Raw genomic sequence first — 14,305 nt, 5'->3', positions numbered from 1 at the left:
GGGATCAAAGACGCGGCGATGTCGCACGCCGTCCGTCACTGAGGACCCGGTCACCCAGAACGGGGCGCTCGGCGCGATAGGTGGTGGCACGCGCGTTGGCACCGGGCCTGCAGATGCGGCTGTTGTGGCGGCTCTCGAACGTCATGGTCAGTGAGCGCCCAGCGACGTGCCGCGACGGGCGCAAGCCGGACCGGGGCCGCGCATGTAGTAGCGCTCGGGCCGGTAGGTCGGCGCGACGAATTCGCGGATGGCGGCGGCATAGCCGATGAGGTGCGTGAGGAAGTTCATTTACCCTGTCCCTGTCCCGATTTTCGGATGTCCCTTCCGAATTGCGAGAATGATAGCATCGAGGCGTGAATAGTCGGTGAACGTGATGTTAATTTCTGGTCGAAAACCCGTTGCTTCGTGGCCGGAATGCGGCTGATTCGGGGTGTTTCGGTGCCTTTTGTCGCCATTTCACCCAGTGTGACTTTTGCATCACATATGTTTCGTTTGAATGTCGCCCGCGCGCGGTTCTGTTTCAATTTCCGCCACGCCTGGGAAATTTCCGTTCGGGACGCTTCGATGCGGGCCCGACCTCAAGGTGCTCGAACATCAAGCAATCAGGAACTGGCAAAGGAACTGGAGCGCGCGCCATCCGTTCTCACCTTCATCGCGTTCCTAAAGGGAGTTGTCATGGCGCCGCGTCCTGCCTGGAGGGGCTATCTGAAGCTGTCGCTGGTCACCTGCGCCGTCGAACTGACCAATGTCGTCACCCACACCGAAAGGGTGTCTTTCCGCATCCTCAACCGCAAGACCGGCAATACGGTGAAGCGCATTTATGTCGACGCCGAGACCGGCGAGCCGCTTGGCGACGATGACGAGATCAAGGGTTATGAACTCGACGACGGTGAATTCATCCATATCGAGGAAGACGAGATCGAGGCGGTGCAGATCGAATCCTCGCACACGATGAGCCTCGACGGTTTCGTCGACAAGGCCTCGATCCAGCAGGTCTATCTCGATACGCCCTATTATGTCGCGCCGGGCGACAAGGTGTCGGAAGAAGCGTTTGCCGTCATTCGCGACGCCATGGCGGGCAAGAAGATGGCCGGGCTGGCGCGCATCGTGCTTTACCGACGCGAACGTCCCGTGGTCATCGAGCCGCTCGGCAAGGGCATGGTGCTGACCACGCTGCGCTATGACAACACAGTGCGCCAGCCCGATACCGTGTTCGGCGAGATCGAGGCGGTGAAGACCGACCAGGAGATGACCGATCTTGCCGAACTCATCATCGACAAGAAGAAGGCGAAGTTCGACCCGTCGAAATTCGACGACAAATATGAGGACGCGCTGCTCGAGCTGATCCGCGCCAAGAAGGCCGGCCACAAGGCGCCGAAGGCAAAGGCCGCGCCAAAACCTTCCAATGTCATCAACCTGTTCGACGCGTTGAAGAAGAGCTTGTCGGACTCCGGGTCATCGAAAGCATCTTCGTCAGCGAAACCCAAGCCGGCAGCCAAACGCGCCAAGCCGAAAACGGCCGCGCCCAAACGCAAATCGGCCTGAGGACCAGAGAAGCCTGAGGACCAGGGAAGCTTGAGGACCAGGGAACAATGGCCGGACTCGAACAGTATCATTCCAAGCGCGACTTCAAGAAGACGTCCGAACCGGCCGGCAAGGTCGCGCGCGGCAAGAAGGGCGAGGTCGGTGGCGGTCTCTTCGTAATCCAGAAGCATGCGGCGACCAGGCTGCATTACGATTTCCGCCTCGAGCATGACGGGGTGCTGTGGAGCTGGGCGGTGACGCGCGGCCCGAGCCTCGATCCGCATGAAAAGCGGCTCGCCGTCCATGTCGAGGACCACCCGATCGACTATGCCGGGTTCGAAGGCACCATTCCCAAGGGCGAATATGGCGGCGGCTCTGTCATCGTCTGGGACGAGGGGACATGGGTTCCCGAGACCGACCCGGCCAAGGCGATGAAGAAGGGACATATCAACTTCGAGCTCAAGGGCCATAAGCTGCATGGCTCATGGCATCTGGTGCGGCTGAGGCCGCGCCCGGGGGAGAAGCGCGACAACTGGCTGCTGATCAAGTCGGACGATGCGGCGGCGCGTCCGGGCGAGGATATCCTCGAAGAGGCACCACAATCGGTGAAGTCGGGCCTGACGATCGAGGAGGTGGGCGCGGGCAAGGCCGCCAGGGGCGAGAAACCGAAAGTCTGGCATTCCAACAGGCCGGCCGCCAGCAAGGCGAAGGCCGCGGGCCAGAAACTCGACTTTGTCGAACCGCAGCTTGCCACGCTGGAACGGGAAGCTCCGTCGGGCGAGGACTGGCTGCACGAGGTGAAGTTCGACGGCTATCGCATGCAGGCACAGATCGCCGGCACGGAGGTGCGGCTCTTGACCCGCGCCGGCCTCGACTGGACGGAGAAATTCGGCGGCGAGATCGTTGCCGAACTCGCTCGCCTGAAGTGCAGCGACGCCATCATCGACGGCGAGGTCGTCGTGCTGGCCGACAGCGGTGTCTCGTCCTTCGCATTGCTGCAGCAGGATCTGTCGGCGAAACGGACAAACCGCTTCATCTACTATGTCTTCGACCTGATGCGCCTCGACGGCAAGGATTTGCGCCGCGAGCCGCTGGTCGAGCGCAAGCAGGCCCTGCAGGAACTGCTCGGCAAGCTATCCGAGAATGCGGCGGTGCGTTTTTCCGACCATTTCACCGAGCCCGGCAAGATCATGCTGGAACATGCCTGCCGCATGGGGCTGGAGGGCGTCGTCTCCAAACGCGCCGATGCGCCCTATCGCAGCGGGCGCGGCCCTAGCTGGGTGAAGTCGAAATGCACGGCGCGGCAGGAATTCGTCATCGGCGGCTATTTGCCGTCGGACAAGACCGGGCGCGGGCTGCGCTCGCTGCTGGTCGGTTATTACGAGGGCGGCAAACTGCACTATGCCGGCCGCGTCGGCACCGGCTTCTCCACCAGGGGTGCCAACGATCTGAAGAAGAAACTCGATGAGCTGAAGGCGAATACCTCGCCGTTCGACGCAGCCGTTCCCAAGGGCAAGGGGCTGGTCTGGGTCAAACCCGAGCTTGTCGGCGAAGTGGAGTTCCGCAGCTGGACATCGGACCGTATAATACGCCATGCCTCGTTCCAGGGGCTGCGCGAGGACAAGCTGGCGGAGGAAGTCGTGCAGGAAAAGCCCAGGGCGGCGACACCCAAGGAACCAGAGGGCAAGACATCAGGGGGCAAGGAACCAGGAGGCAAGAGCTCAGCCAGGGCGAAATCCGCGCCCAGCGGCGCTGGCAAACCTGCCGGGGAGATGACAACCACGGTAAAACTCTCCCATCCCGACAAGCTGCTGTGGCCCGACGAAAAAATCTCCAAGCAGGGCCTGCTTGATCACTACGCGCAGGTTTGGCCGCGCATGGAGCGCTTCGTGATCAACCGGCCGCTCAGCCTGGTGCGGGCGCCCGATGGCGTCGGCGGCCAGCGCTTCTTCCAGAAGCACGCCTCGGCCGGGATGAGCGACAAGATAGCCCGGATGAAGGACCCGACGGACGGCGAGGAGATCCTGTTCATCCGGGATTTCGACGGCATCGCCGCGCTGGTCCAGTACGGCGTCGTCGAAGTTCATATCTGGGGCTCTACCGTCGACGAGATCGAGAAGCCCGACCAGATCATCTTCGATCTCGATCCCGACGAAGGCGTCGACGTCAAGAAGGTGCACGAGGCGGCGCTCGACATCAGGGGCAAGCTCGACGAGCTGTCGCTGCCGAATTTCGTCAAGACATCGGGCGGCAAGGGTTATCATGTGCTGGTGCCGCTGAAGCCCTCGGCGGACTGGGACGAGGTCAAGAATTTCGCCCATGATTTCGCCAGGGCGCTCGAGCAGGCCGCCCCCGACCGTTATACGGCGACACTGTCGAAAAAGGCGCGCACCGGGAAAATCTTCGTCGACTATCTGCGCAATGGCAGGGGCGCCACAACAGTCGCGCCCTATTCCTCGCGCGCCAAGAAGGGCGCCACCGTGTCGATGCCGGTGACCTGGGCCGAAATCGAGGCCGGACTGGCGCCCAACGCCTTCCCGATCGGCGACAGGACGACAACGAAGCAGTTGAAGGAAGCCGACCCGTGGAAGGAGTTCAAGAGGGGGAAGGTGTTGAAGCGGGGGTGATCCATCCGCAATTTGCAACCGTTGCGATCCTTGGCGCCCCCCTCTGGCCTGCCGGCCATCTCCCCCTCAAGGGGGGAGATTACGCGCTCAAGCGCTTTCGCCAACTATCGACGCTTAAAGGTGAGCGAGACAATGAAGCCGCCAATCTCCCCCCTTGAGGGGGAGATGCCCGGCAGGGCAGAGAGGGGCGCTGTCCCGCCGACGTCTCCGTATAACATCAACCCAGAAACACCCTCTCGAACGCCTGCTTGCCCGGCGGCGAAAACACCACCGCGCGGCTGTCCTTCTCGCGGCGGGCCCATTTCTCCGAAAGGATCTTGTCGAGGATGGCGGCGCCCAGCGTGCCGGCTAGGTGCGAACGGCGCACGCTCCAGTCGAGGCAGGCGCGGCAGACCGGGCGGCGTGGCCTGGCGCCGACATCGATGCCTATTGCCGCGAAATGCGATGCGGCCGACGGCCCGAGCCTGATTTCCTTGTCGTCGCGGATCAGTATGTCTTTTTCGACCAGACGATCGAGCATCGCCACGGCCTGCTCGCCGGCGAGGTGATCGTAGCAGACACGGGCCACGCGCATGGCGCCGTCGCGCGGGCCCGGCCGAACGCGCTTCGGGCCGACGGCTTCGGCGACCCCGGTGATGGCCTCGATCATGCCGGCCACCTGCGGCCCGGCGAGGCCGTAATAGCGATGGCGGCCCTGGCTGGCCAGGGTCAGCAGGCCACCCTCCATCAGTTTCGACAGATGCGAGGAAGCGGTCGGCAACGAGACACCGGCTTCCAGCGCCAGTTCGCTCGCGGTCAGCGCGGTGCCGCCCATCAGCGCGTTCAGCATGTTGGCGCGGGCCGGATCGCCGACCAGGCTGGCGATGCGGGCAATGTCGGGTCCTTCACGCATAGTTCGTTCCTCATCGAAGCATTCTCGTCAGATAAGCATTATTCTCCGATCGGCTCAAGGAGGCGGCGAAGCACGCCACGACGGCTCCTGACACGAAACGGCCTAGCATAACCCAAGTGCGCGACGTTTCGACCGGGCTCGAACTATTGATGCAACGATCCGAGGAGACGACCATGACCATCACCTGCTTCATCCGCTATGAGATCGACCCGTTCGGCAAGGCTGCCTTCGAGGAGTATGCCCGCAACTGGGGCCAGGCCATTCCGCGCTGCGGCGCCGACCTGATCGGCTATTTCGCGCCGCATGAGGGCTCGGCCACGACGGCGTACGCCGCCTACAACATTGAAAGCCTGGCGGCCTACGAAGCCTATCGCGCCCGGCTTGCGGCTGATCCCGCCGGCAAGGCAAACTACGCGTTCGCCAAGCGTGAACGATTCATCCTCAAGGAGGACCGCATGTTCCTGAAACTGGCTTCCGGCCCGCATGCGAAGCTGGTGTTGCCGTGATCGCGGTCATCTTCGAGGTCGAGCCGGCGGAGGGCAAACGCGATGTCTATCTCGGCATCGCCGCCAAGCTGCGTCCGCTGCTCGATGGCATCGATGGGTTCATCTCGATCGAGCGCTTCCAGAGTTTGGCCGACCCCGACCGCATCCTGTCGCTGTCGTTCTGGCGCGACGAGGAAGCGGTCAAGGCCTGGCGCAATACGGAAGAACACCGGCAGGCCCAGAAGGCAGGCCGTGGTGGCATCTTTGCCGGCTATCGGCTGCGCATCGCGCATGTGGTGCGGGACTATGGGCTGACGGAAAGGGACGAGGCGCCGGTCGATAGCCGGGCGGTGAATGGGTAGCGGTTTTTCCTTCCCCCTTGTGGGGAAGGTGGCCGCGCGAAGCGCGGTCGGATGAGGGATGCTCCAGCTTGGCGATACTCCTCATCTAGACTGTAGGCCTAAATCGCCGACGTCTCACTCCGCTGGAACACCCCTCATCCGTCTCGGCGCTATGCGCCGATCCACCTTCCCCCACAAGGGAGGAAGGGAGAAAGTCGCTCAGGCATTCCCGATCAGCACGCCCGCGGCGAACACCAGCGCGCCGCCCAGCACCACCTGGAAGGCAGCGCGCAGGAAAGGCGTCTGCATGTAGCGGTTCTGGACGAAGGCAATGGCCCATAGCTCGAAGAACACCACCACGGCGGCAACGCCGGTCGCCGTCCAGAAATGCGGGATGAGATAGGGCAGCGCGTGGCCGAGGCCGCCTGCGGCCGTCATGACGCCGGTCGTGACGCCGCGCTTTATCGGTGAGCCGCGTCCCGAGAGCTTGCCGTCGTCGGAGGCGACTTCGGTGAAACCCATGGAGATGCCGGCGCCGATCGAGGCGGCAAGTCCGACCAGGAAGGTCTGCCAGGTATCATGTGTGGCAAAAGCCGCGGCGAAGATCGGCGCCAGCGTCGACACAGAGCCGTCCATCAGGCCGGCAAGGCCCGGCTGCACATAGGTGAGGATGAATTGGCGCTGCTCGGCCGCCGCTTCTTCGTCCTTCACTTCGCCAGGAACGTGCTTCTGCTCCAATTGCTGAGCCAGCGTCTTGTGGCCTTGCTCGACCGCCGCCAGATGGTCGAGCAGTTTGCGCGTCGAAGCGTCGGTGGTGCGCTTTGCCGCCTCGACATAAAACAGGTAGGCTTGCCGCTCCATCACCTCGGCCTGGCTGCGCACATTTTCGATCCCGAGCGGCCGGACAAGCCAGTCGGGCTTGCGCTCGTAGTAGCCTTTCACATGTTCGCGCCGGATCAGCGGAATGCGCTCGCCGAAACGCTTGCGATGAAGCTCGATCAGCGCATCGCGGTGGCCATCCTCCTCATGCGCCATCTCCTCGAACATCTTCGCCGATTGCGGATACCTATCCGCCAGCCCATCGGCATAGGCCCTGTAGATGCGTCCGTCGTCTTCCTCGGATGAAATGGCCAGCGCCAGGATCTCCTGTTCGGACAGCGATTCGAAGGGACGGCGGCCGAAGCCGAAAACGCGGGAAAGCATGAGGAAATCACCCTAGTTTAGAATGGTTCTAAACTAGGGTTTGACGGACCCCGGGTCAATCGCGCGCTTGCTCACGGCTCAAGAATTGTTGAAGCCGGCGCCGGAGCGCGCCCTTCATTATTGGCAAAGGTTAACCTATATAATTGAACCCAAGACAAGGATGAGGATCAACGCATGACGAAGCCGCACGCAGAGCATTTCGACCCAAAGCCCGTTCTCGACCTCATTGCCAGCATCGAGGCCGACCTGCAGCGCCTGAAGGGCCTGGTCGAGCAGCAGGTCGAGAAGTTCGACCCCGCCAATCCGCACAACAAGGCCCCGGACGGCAAGCTGACCGAGGAAGGCGTCGAGTGCTGCTACCGCATGTTCGACGAGGGCAAGTCGCGCTATTCGGTCGCCCAGCAGATGAAAATCTCCTTCGCCGCCGCCACCCACCGCTTCAACAACTGGCGCAAGCTGGGCGGGACCAAGAGGCAGCGGACGCTGTTGGGATGAAATTGCGATAGGTTGGCTGGACAGCGCCCCCCTCTGGCCTGCCGGCCATCTCCCCCTCAAGTGGGGAGATCGACGGTTGTCTTTGCTTTCGCCAATCTCCAACGCAGGAGAAGAAACGCCGCGCATGAAACAGCCAATCTCCCCCCTTGAGGGGGAGATGTCCGGCAGGACAGAGGGGGCGTGCAGCCGTGACGTTGGTGACCATCCGCCAAATTTTGTGACGGTCACATCTTTTCGTTGGCGTCGCGCCGGCCTTTGCGTGCACCATGACGGGCCACATTTCGCAGGATCCGTCATGACCACCCTTCCCGGCATCGCCGACATCCACGCCGCCGCGGCCCGGCTCTCCGGCTTGATCGTCGAAACACCATTGATCGAATCACAGGAACTGAACAAACGCTTCGGCGCGCGCATCCTGTTCAAGCCGGAGACGCTGCAGCGCACCGGTTCGTTCAAGTTCCGCGGCGCCTACAACAAGCTGTCGTCGCTGAGCGAGGCGGAACGCAGCCGGGGCGTCGTTGCCTTCTCCTCGGGCAACCATGCGCAAGGCGTCGCCGCTTCGGCCGCCATGTTCGGCGTCAAGGCGGTCATCGCCATGCCCGCCGACGCGCCGGCGATGAAGGTCGGCAATGTCCGCAAGATGGGCGCGGAGGTGGTGCCGTTCGACCGTTTTCGCGATGATCGCATGGCCGTGGTCCGGCCTTACATCGAGAAGGGCATGGTGCTGGTGCCGCCCTTCGACGATCCAGCCATCATCGCCGGCCAGGGTACGATCGGCCTCGAACTGATGCGCCAGGCGAGAGCGCTTGGCGTCGGCCTCGACGCGGTGATCGTTCCCTGCGGCGGCGGCGGCTTGTCGAGCGGCATCTCCGTCGCCGTCAAGGATGCTTCGCCCGACACCGCCGTCTGGGCGGTCGAGCCCGAGCATTTCGACGACACGCGCCGCTCGCTGGCCGCCGGTACCAGGGTTTCGAATGAGCCGGGCCATGATTCCATCTGCGACGCGCTGCTGACCGCCGAGCCCGGCGTGATCACCTTCGAGATCAACCGCCGGAACCTCGCCGGGGCCATCGCCGTCTCGGACCAGGCGGCGGCGCAGGCGATGCGCGACGCCATGGCCTATCTCAAGCTGGTGGTCGAACCCGGCGGCTGCGTCGGGCTGGCGGCGCTGTCGTCGGGCGAGATCGAACTGGCCGGCAAATGCATCGCCGTGGTGCTGTCGGGCGGCAATGTCGATTTCGGGACGTATGCCGGGATCATGGCGGCGGCGTAGGGTGGCGGCGCTCCACGCGGAAGCGTCGCGCTTGAGCACCCCCCTCTGTCCTACCGGACATCTCCCCCTCGAGGGGGAGATCAGGTGTCACCCCGGCTTTCGCTAATCTCCAAAGTCACCAGAGAGACCGAGCGCCAAAGCTGCCGATCTCCCTCCTTGCGGGGGAGATGGCCGGCAGGCCAGAGGGGGGTGCTGTCCCGCCGACATGAAAAGGTTCCGCACCGCAAAAACGCTCAATCCAGCGTACGCCTGAATCGCACCAGTGCGACGCCGGCAAACAAAGCGACGAAGACCACCAGCCAGCCGATCTCGGTTGCCACCGCCGGCAGTTGCGCACCCTTCAGCATCACCGCGCGGGTGATGCGCAGGAAATGCGTCAGCGGGAAGATCTCGCCGAAGGTCTGCGCCCAATCCGGCATGCCGCGATAGGGGAACATGAAGCCGGACAGCATGATCGACGGCAGGAAGAAGAAGAAGGTGAGCTGCAGGGCCTGCATCTGCGTGCGCGCGATGGTCGAGATCGTGTAGCCGAGCAGCACCAGCGACAGCACGAACACCAGCACCGCCGACAAAAGCAGCGACATCGACCCGGTGAAGGGGATGGCGAACAGAAGCTTCGCCGCCGCCAGCACCACCACCACCTGCACGGCGCCGACCGCCAGATAGGGCAGCACCTTGCCCATCATGATCTCGAGCGGGCTCGACGGCATGGCGAGCAGGTTCTCCATCGTGCCGCGCTCGGTCTCGCGTGTCAGCGCGATCGAAGTCATCATCACCATGGTCATCTGCAGGATGACGCCGAGCAGGCCGGGCACGATGTTGTATTGCGAGATGCCTTCGGGATTGTAGCGCCGGTGCACCACGACATCGAGCTGCCCCCTGGCGGCCTCGGCGGCGGCTTCCTGCATGCCCTGGGCCCTGAGCAAGGCCTGGCTGGCGACGGTGCCGAGCGTGGAGATGGCGCCGCTGGCGACGGCGGGATCGGTGGCGTCGGCCTCGATCAGGATCTGCGGGTTGTCGCCACGCTCGACCCGCTTGGCAAAGTCGGCCGGGATGGTGACGACGAAGGCGACGTCGCCGCGCGCCATCCGGAACTCGGCCTCCTCGGCGCTTTGCGCGACGTGATCGAAGCGGTAATAGCCGGTGGTCTGCAGCGCCGCGACAATGGCGCGCGTGTAGGGGTCGCTGCTGGTCGCCACCAGTGCGGCAGGCAGGCTCTTCGGATCGTTGTTGATGGCGTAGCCGAACAGCACGAGCTGTATCAGCGGCACGCCAAGCATCATGGCGAAGGTGATGCGGTCGCGCCGCATCTGGATGAATTCCTTGATGAGCAGCGCGCCAAGCCTGGCGAAGGAAAAGATGCCGTTCATGCCATGTTGTCCTTCGACCCGGACATGAACTGGATGAAGACGTCCTCCAGGCTGGTTTCCCCCGGCGCCACCGTCACGCCGTTGTGCTCTTTCTCGACGTCGGCAAGTGCCGCTTCGAGCTTCTTTTTGTCGGAGCCGACAACATGCAGCGTGGCGCCGAACGGCGCCACCTGGTCGACGCCGGGGCGCCCTTGCAGTGCTTCGGCCACCTCATCGAGTTGCGGACCCTGCAGCACGAAGGTGGTCAGCCCGGCATTCCTGACCACCTCGGCCACGGTGCCGGTGGCCAGCATCTTGCCGTAGGAGATGTAGCTGATGCGGTGGCAGCGCTCGGCTTCGTCCATGTAGTGGGTGGAGACCAGCACGGTCAGCCCACCGCTGGCGAGGCGGTGGATCTCGTCCCAGAATTCGCGCCGCGCCTTGGGGTCGACGCCGGCCGTCGGCTCGTCGAGCAAAAGCAGTTTCGGCTTGTGCATGATGCAGGCGGCCAGCGCCAGCCGCTGCTTCCAGCCGCCGGACAAGGTGCCGGCCAGCTGGTTGCGGCGCGTGGCGAGGCCGAGCTCTTCCAGCGTCCTGGCGACATGCTCCTCGACCGGCTTCAGCCGGTAGAGCCGCGCCACGAATTCGAGATTCTCGCCGATCGTCAAATCCTCGTAGAACGAGAATTTCTGCGTCATGTAGCCGACTTCGCGTTTGATCCTGAGCGAGTCGGTGCGGATGTTGAAACCCAGCACCGTGCCTTCCCCCTCGTCCGGCGTCAGCAGACCGCACATGATGCGGATGGTGGTGGTCTTGCCCGACCCGTTGGGGCCGAGGAACCCGACGATCTCGCCTTCCGCGACCGACATCGTCACGTGGTCGACGACGGTCTTGTCGCCGAAGCGCTTGACCAGGCCATGAACGTCGATGACATTCATTTTGCCGTTTCCGCAAGATCGACATCGACAATCTGGCCGGGCTGCAGCGGACCCGCATCGCCCTCCGGCCGCGCCTCGACGAGGTAAACCAGCTTCTGCCGGTTCTCCAGGGAATAGATCACCGGCGGGGTGAATTCGGGATCGGGCGAGACGTAGCTGACGCGCGCTTTCACATCCGCGCCGCAGCCGTCGCAATGAACGCTGAGCAGGCTGCCGACCTTGACCGAGGAGAAGGCGGCCTCCGGTATATAGACGCTGAGCTTCACCGCCCCGTCGGGCAGTACCGAAATCACCGGCGCGGTCGGACCCGCCGTGTCGCCGGGATTGCGGATGACGTCGTTGACGCGGCCCGGCGATGGCGCCGCCAATATGCGCTTGGACAGCCGCCACTCGGCCTGGTCGAGCGCGGCCTGCGCTTGGCCGACCTGATTGTCGGCGGCCTTGATCGTCTCGGCGCGTGCCGGCAGGCCGCCGACGGCGAGATTGGCCTGCGCCTGCCCGACCTGCGCGTTGGCGGTTTCCAACGTCGCCGAGGCGGTGTCGTAGTCCGCCTGCGTGCCGGTACCGCGCTTGAACAGGTCGGCGGCGCGGTCGTATTTGCGCTTGGCGTCGTCGGCCTGCGCCTTGGCCATGTCGACCTGGGCCTTGAGCGCGGCGATTTCTTCCGGCCGCTTGCCGACCTGGAGGTCGGCGAGTTGCGCCTGCGCCTGGGCGAGGCTTGCCTTAGCTTGCGCCACCGCGATCTTGGCATCGGCGCTTTCCAGCGTCACCACCGTCGCGCCTGACGTGACGCGATCGCCGCGCTTGACAGTGACGGTCTCGACCTGCGCCACCTCAATCGGCGCCAGCAGCACATAGTCGCCTTCGACATAGCCGACGGCCAGCGGCGGCGCCGGGGCGCAGGCACCGAAAAGCTGCACGGCGAGCGGCAGCGAACACAGAAAACTCATGGTCTTTGCCCCTTCATTTCTACTTCTTCCTGGCGGCCAGAATGGCGCTGAGATTGTCGGCCGTGACCGCCACGACCTTTGCCGCCTCGGCGCTGCCGATGTCGTGCCAGCCCATGCGGCGCATCACCGCCTCGCGGCCGATGCGGAAATAGATGACCTGGCCGATCAGCGTGAACACGGTGAGCCGGGTCCGTTCGCTTTCGGCCGGCTCGCCGGTCGCCTGCTCCCAGATCAGGCACAGCCGGCGATGCGTCGGCTCGAAGACGCCATCATAGATGCGGTCGAGCGCAGCGGTGGGATGCGACAACTCGCGCAGCACGAATTGCACGATCTCGCCGGCCTGCGGCTGCGCCACGATGAAGCCGACCATCCGCTCAAGCGCGGCGAAGAGCTGCGTCCTTGCCGCCTCGGGATCGGTTGGAGCGGCGGCCTGGCTGTTGCCCAGCGCCTGGCCGGCAACGGTCTGGATGGTCTCGACGATGAAGTCGGCGGCGGCGGCGCGAAGGCCTTCCTTGCCGCCGAAATGGTAGGCGATCGAACCTATATTGGCCTGCGCCTCCGCCGCGATCTCGCGGGTCGAGGTGCCGTCGAAGCCCTGCCGCCCGAACAGTTTCAGCGCGGCGCGGACGAGCGCGGCACGCGTCAACTCCGCCGGCGGCGTGTCGCGGCGCGGATTTTTGACGTCGGGCGTCTTGATCATGATCCATTCTTTAATCAATCGATTGATTAAAGTCAACTTGTGTGCGTGGCCGTCTTGCCATCGCCTGCGGCAACCGCTTTAGTGCGCGGCCATGGGCAAGGAAGTCGAGCGCAAGTTCCTGGTATCCAGCACCGCATGGCGGAGCCTAGTCGAGGCGGATATCCGCATTCGCCAGTTCTATCTTGCCGCCGCGCCCGGCCGGACGGTGCGTATCCGCATCAGCGACAGCGCGTCCGCCAAGTTGACGCTCAAATTCGGCAGCAAGGCGCGCGAGCGCGACGAATACGAGTATCCGGTGCCTCTTGCCGAGGCCGAGGAGATGCTGGCCTTCGCTCTAGGACGTGTCATAGAGAAGACACGCCACCATGTTAGGCATCGCGGCTATCTCTATGAAGTCGACGTCTTTGGCGGCGCGCTGGCAGGACTTGTGGTGGCCGAACTCGAGACGCCGGAAGACGTGCCGGACGAAATGCTGCCAGACTGGCTCGGCCGTGAAGTCACCGGCGAGCAGAAATTCTACAACGCGTCGCTCGCCCTCGGGGGGATTCCGGAGATCGCCGCATGAGTTTTCGCATCGACCCGCGCCTGCCGCTGACCGGTGAGGTCAGACGCATCCTTGCCGAGGAAATTAGCAAGGCACTGCTGCATCTGGACGCGGCGCAGAGCCGGCCGGAACAGGGACTGCACAAATGCCGCAAGCGGCTGAAGGGCGCGCGTGCCTTGCTGCGGCTGGTTCGTTCCGGAGACGAAACTTTCTGCACGACCGAGAACCAGTGCTATCGCAATGTGGCGGCGCTGCTTGCAGGCCCGCGTGAAGCAACGGCGCTGATCGAAACCATCGACCGGCTGGCGGCAGGTTTTCCCAAGGAGAGCGCCGATGGCGGGCTCGATGCCGTGCGCGACAGGCTGGTCGCCCGCCAGCATGATCTGCACGAAGGCGCCGGCCTCCAGGCGGCAATCGGCGCGGCGACCGCCGCTTGCCAGGACGGCATGAAGCGGATCGAAAGCCTTGCCTTGCCCGATCAGCCGGAGCAGGCCGCCGACGTGCTCGCCGAAGGCGCCCGCGTCACCCTGCGCCGTGCCAGGAAGGCGCTCGACAGGGCTGGCGCGCATGGCGAGGCCGACGATTTCCACGACCTGCGCAAGGCGGCCAAGACGCATGGCATGCACCTGTCGCTGCTGGGCCGGCTTTGGCCGACGCCGATCAAGGCGCGGCGCAAGGCCGTCGACGAACTGGGCGAGCGGCTGGGCGAACTGCATGATGTGTTCGTCATCCGCGCGCTGCTCGAGGCCGACGACCAGCCGCTTGGGCCGCGCGAGGACACGAAGCTTCTCGGCAAGCTGCTGAAGCGGTCGGAAAAGAGCCTGAGGAAATCCTGTCTTGCCGAGGCCGCCGAACTGTTCGGCGACAGCCCCAAGCACGCGACGAAAAGACTGGCCCGCAAGGCGCGCGACGATCTGGCCGGCCCGCAGGAAGACGCCAGCGCATTGGCCGGCTAACCGCGGCTGGTGTCCGCACGCCAGCCTG

General features: G+C 64.2%; 15 protein-coding genes. 8 read left to right on the top strand and 7 right to left on the bottom strand.

Going from position 1 to position 14,305, the window contains the following annotated elements:
• Window positions 1-147 precede the first annotated feature (147 nt).
• Entirely contained in the window at window positions 148-288 is a 141-nt protein-coding gene (locus tag LB577_RS24545) for a hypothetical protein (protein ID WP_013892047.1), read from the bottom strand.
• 387 nt (window positions 289-675) lie between these two features.
• On the opposite strand from LB577_RS24545, the gene LB577_RS24540 reads away from it, so the two are divergent.
• Both LB577_RS24540 and ligD read left to right on the top strand, forming a co-directional pair.
• Window positions 676-1,545 carry a Ku protein gene (locus tag LB577_RS24540; protein ID WP_023768709.1) on the top strand — a complete coding sequence of 290 codons (870 nt, stop codon included), beginning with the start codon at window positions 676-678 and terminating at the stop codon, window positions 1,543-1,545.
• 47 nt (window positions 1,546-1,592) lie between these two features.
• The gene (gene ligD, locus LB577_RS24535; RefSeq protein WP_224689273.1) at window positions 1,593-4,151 is read left to right on the top strand and encodes a DNA ligase D; all 2,559 of its coding nucleotides are present in this window, start codon (window positions 1,593-1,595) and stop codon (window positions 4,149-4,151) included.
• A 217-nt stretch (window positions 4,152-4,368) separates the two neighbouring features.
• Here the strand turns inward: ligD and LB577_RS24530 are convergent, their stop codons facing one another.
• Complete coding sequence (locus tag LB577_RS24530) at window positions 4,369-5,043, bottom strand: ArsR/SmtB family transcription factor (protein WP_224689272.1); 675 nt, start codon at window positions 5,041-5,043, stop codon at window positions 4,369-4,371.
• Window positions 5,044-5,216: 173 nt separating this feature from the next.
• On the opposite strand from LB577_RS24530, the gene LB577_RS24525 reads away from it, so the two are divergent.
• Both LB577_RS24525 and LB577_RS24520 read left to right on the top strand, forming a co-directional pair.
• Window positions 5,217-5,549, top strand: coding sequence for an NIPSNAP family protein (locus LB577_RS24525; RefSeq protein ID WP_031258607.1), 333 nt, complete (start codon window positions 5,217-5,219; stop codon window positions 5,547-5,549).
• Window positions 5,546-5,890 (top strand): antibiotic biosynthesis monooxygenase family protein, encoded by a 345-nt coding sequence (locus tag LB577_RS24520; protein ID WP_023768713.1) that lies wholly within the window; start codon window positions 5,546-5,548, stop codon window positions 5,888-5,890. Before LB577_RS24525 ends, LB577_RS24520 begins: the two co-directional genes overlap by 4 nt.
• A gap of 198 nt (window positions 5,891-6,088) precedes the next feature.
• Here LB577_RS24520 and mbfA read toward each other — a convergent pair whose 3' ends face one another.
• Entirely contained in the window at window positions 6,089-7,072 is a 984-nt protein-coding gene (gene mbfA / locus LB577_RS24515) for an iron exporter MbfA (RefSeq protein ID WP_224689271.1), read from the bottom strand.
• A gap of 174 nt (window positions 7,073-7,246) precedes the next feature.
• On the opposite strand from mbfA, the gene LB577_RS24510 reads away from it, so the two are divergent.
• Window positions 7,247-7,567 (top strand): hypothetical protein, encoded by a 321-nt coding sequence (locus LB577_RS24510; protein ID WP_013892054.1) that lies wholly within the window; start codon window positions 7,247-7,249, stop codon window positions 7,565-7,567.
• Between the two features lie 295 nt (window positions 7,568-7,862).
• Window positions 7,863-8,840, top strand: a complete 978-nt coding sequence (locus LB577_RS24505) for a threonine/serine dehydratase (protein WP_224689270.1) — start codon at window positions 7,863-7,865, stop codon at window positions 8,838-8,840.
• A gap of 233 nt (window positions 8,841-9,073) precedes the next feature.
• Here the strand turns inward: LB577_RS24505 and LB577_RS24500 are convergent, their stop codons facing one another.
• The 4 genes from LB577_RS24500 to LB577_RS24485 are packed head-to-tail and all read right to left on the bottom strand — an operon-like array spanning window position 9,074 to window position 12,777.
• Complete coding sequence (locus LB577_RS24500) at window positions 9,074-10,210, bottom strand: ABC transporter permease (protein WP_224689269.1); 1,137 nt, start codon at window positions 10,208-10,210, stop codon at window positions 9,074-9,076.
• Complete coding sequence (locus tag LB577_RS24495; protein WP_224689268.1) at window positions 10,207-11,127, bottom strand: ABC transporter ATP-binding protein; 921 nt, start codon at window positions 11,125-11,127, stop codon at window positions 10,207-10,209. The genes LB577_RS24500 and LB577_RS24495 overlap by 4 nt, the downstream gene beginning before the upstream one ends.
• The gene (locus LB577_RS24490) at window positions 11,124-12,077 is read right to left on the bottom strand and encodes an HlyD family secretion protein (RefSeq protein ID WP_224689267.1); all 954 of its coding nucleotides are present in this window, start codon (window positions 12,075-12,077) and stop codon (window positions 11,124-11,126) included. The genes LB577_RS24495 and LB577_RS24490 overlap by 4 nt, the downstream gene beginning before the upstream one ends.
• A gap of 19 nt (window positions 12,078-12,096) precedes the next feature.
• Complete coding sequence (locus tag LB577_RS24485) at window positions 12,097-12,777, bottom strand: CerR family C-terminal domain-containing protein (RefSeq protein WP_224689266.1); 681 nt, start codon at window positions 12,775-12,777, stop codon at window positions 12,097-12,099.
• A 91-nt stretch (window positions 12,778-12,868) separates the two neighbouring features.
• Between LB577_RS24485 and LB577_RS24480 the strand changes: the two genes are divergently transcribed.
• Together LB577_RS24480 and LB577_RS24475 are read left to right on the top strand one after the other, a co-directional pair.
• On the top strand, window positions 12,869-13,342 hold the full coding sequence (locus LB577_RS24480) for a CYTH domain-containing protein (protein WP_224689265.1): 474 nt from the start codon (window positions 12,869-12,871) through the stop codon (window positions 13,340-13,342).
• Window positions 13,339-14,277, top strand: coding sequence for a CHAD domain-containing protein (locus LB577_RS24475; protein WP_224689264.1), 939 nt, complete (start codon window positions 13,339-13,341; stop codon window positions 14,275-14,277). The genes LB577_RS24480 and LB577_RS24475 overlap by 4 nt, the downstream gene beginning before the upstream one ends.
• The last annotated feature ends 28 nt before the right edge of the window (window positions 14,278-14,305 follow it).

The sequence above is a fragment of the Mesorhizobium sp. B283B1A genome, assembly GCF_020165735.1.
Taxonomy (GTDB): Bacteria; Pseudomonadota; Alphaproteobacteria; order Rhizobiales; family Rhizobiaceae; genus Mesorhizobium; species Mesorhizobium opportunistum.
This window is presented reverse-complemented; position numbering and strand designations above follow the sequence as displayed.

Coding starts and splice junctions, on each gene's coding strand:
- LB577_RS24545 (WP_013892047.1), bottom strand. CDS start 288: ATGAACTTCCTCACGCACCTCATCGGCTATGCCGCCGCCATCCGCGAA.
- LB577_RS24540 (WP_023768709.1), top strand. CDS start 676: ATGGCGCCGCGTCCTGCCTGGAGGGGCTATCTGAAGCTGTCGCTGGTC.
- ligD (WP_224689273.1), top strand. CDS start 1,593: ATGGCCGGACTCGAACAGTATCATTCCAAGCGCGACTTCAAGAAGACG.
- LB577_RS24530 (WP_224689272.1), bottom strand. CDS start 5,043: ATGCGTGAAGGACCCGACATTGCCCGCATCGCCAGCCTGGTCGGCGAT.
- LB577_RS24525 (WP_031258607.1), top strand. CDS start 5,217: ATGACCATCACCTGCTTCATCCGCTATGAGATCGACCCGTTCGGCAAG.
- mbfA (WP_224689271.1), bottom strand. CDS start 7,072: ATGCTTTCCCGCGTTTTCGGCTTCGGCCGCCGTCCCTTCGAATCGCTG.
- LB577_RS24510 (WP_013892054.1), top strand. CDS start 7,247: ATGACGAAGCCGCACGCAGAGCATTTCGACCCAAAGCCCGTTCTCGAC.
- LB577_RS24505 (WP_224689270.1), top strand. CDS start 7,863: ATGACCACCCTTCCCGGCATCGCCGACATCCACGCCGCCGCGGCCCGG.
- LB577_RS24500 (WP_224689269.1), bottom strand. CDS start 10,210: ATGAACGGCATCTTTTCCTTCGCCAGGCTTGGCGCGCTGCTCATCAAG.
- LB577_RS24495 (WP_224689268.1), bottom strand. CDS start 11,127: ATGAATGTCATCGACGTTCATGGCCTGGTCAAGCGCTTCGGCGACAAG.
- LB577_RS24490 (WP_224689267.1), bottom strand. CDS start 12,077: ATGAGTTTTCTGTGTTCGCTGCCGCTCGCCGTGCAGCTTTTCGGTGCC.
- LB577_RS24485 (WP_224689266.1), bottom strand. CDS start 12,777: ATGATCAAGACGCCCGACGTCAAAAATCCGCGCCGCGACACGCCGCCG.
- LB577_RS24480 (WP_224689265.1), top strand. CDS start 12,869: ATGGGCAAGGAAGTCGAGCGCAAGTTCCTGGTATCCAGCACCGCATGG.
- LB577_RS24475 (WP_224689264.1), top strand. CDS start 13,339: ATGAGTTTTCGCATCGACCCGCGCCTGCCGCTGACCGGTGAGGTCAGA.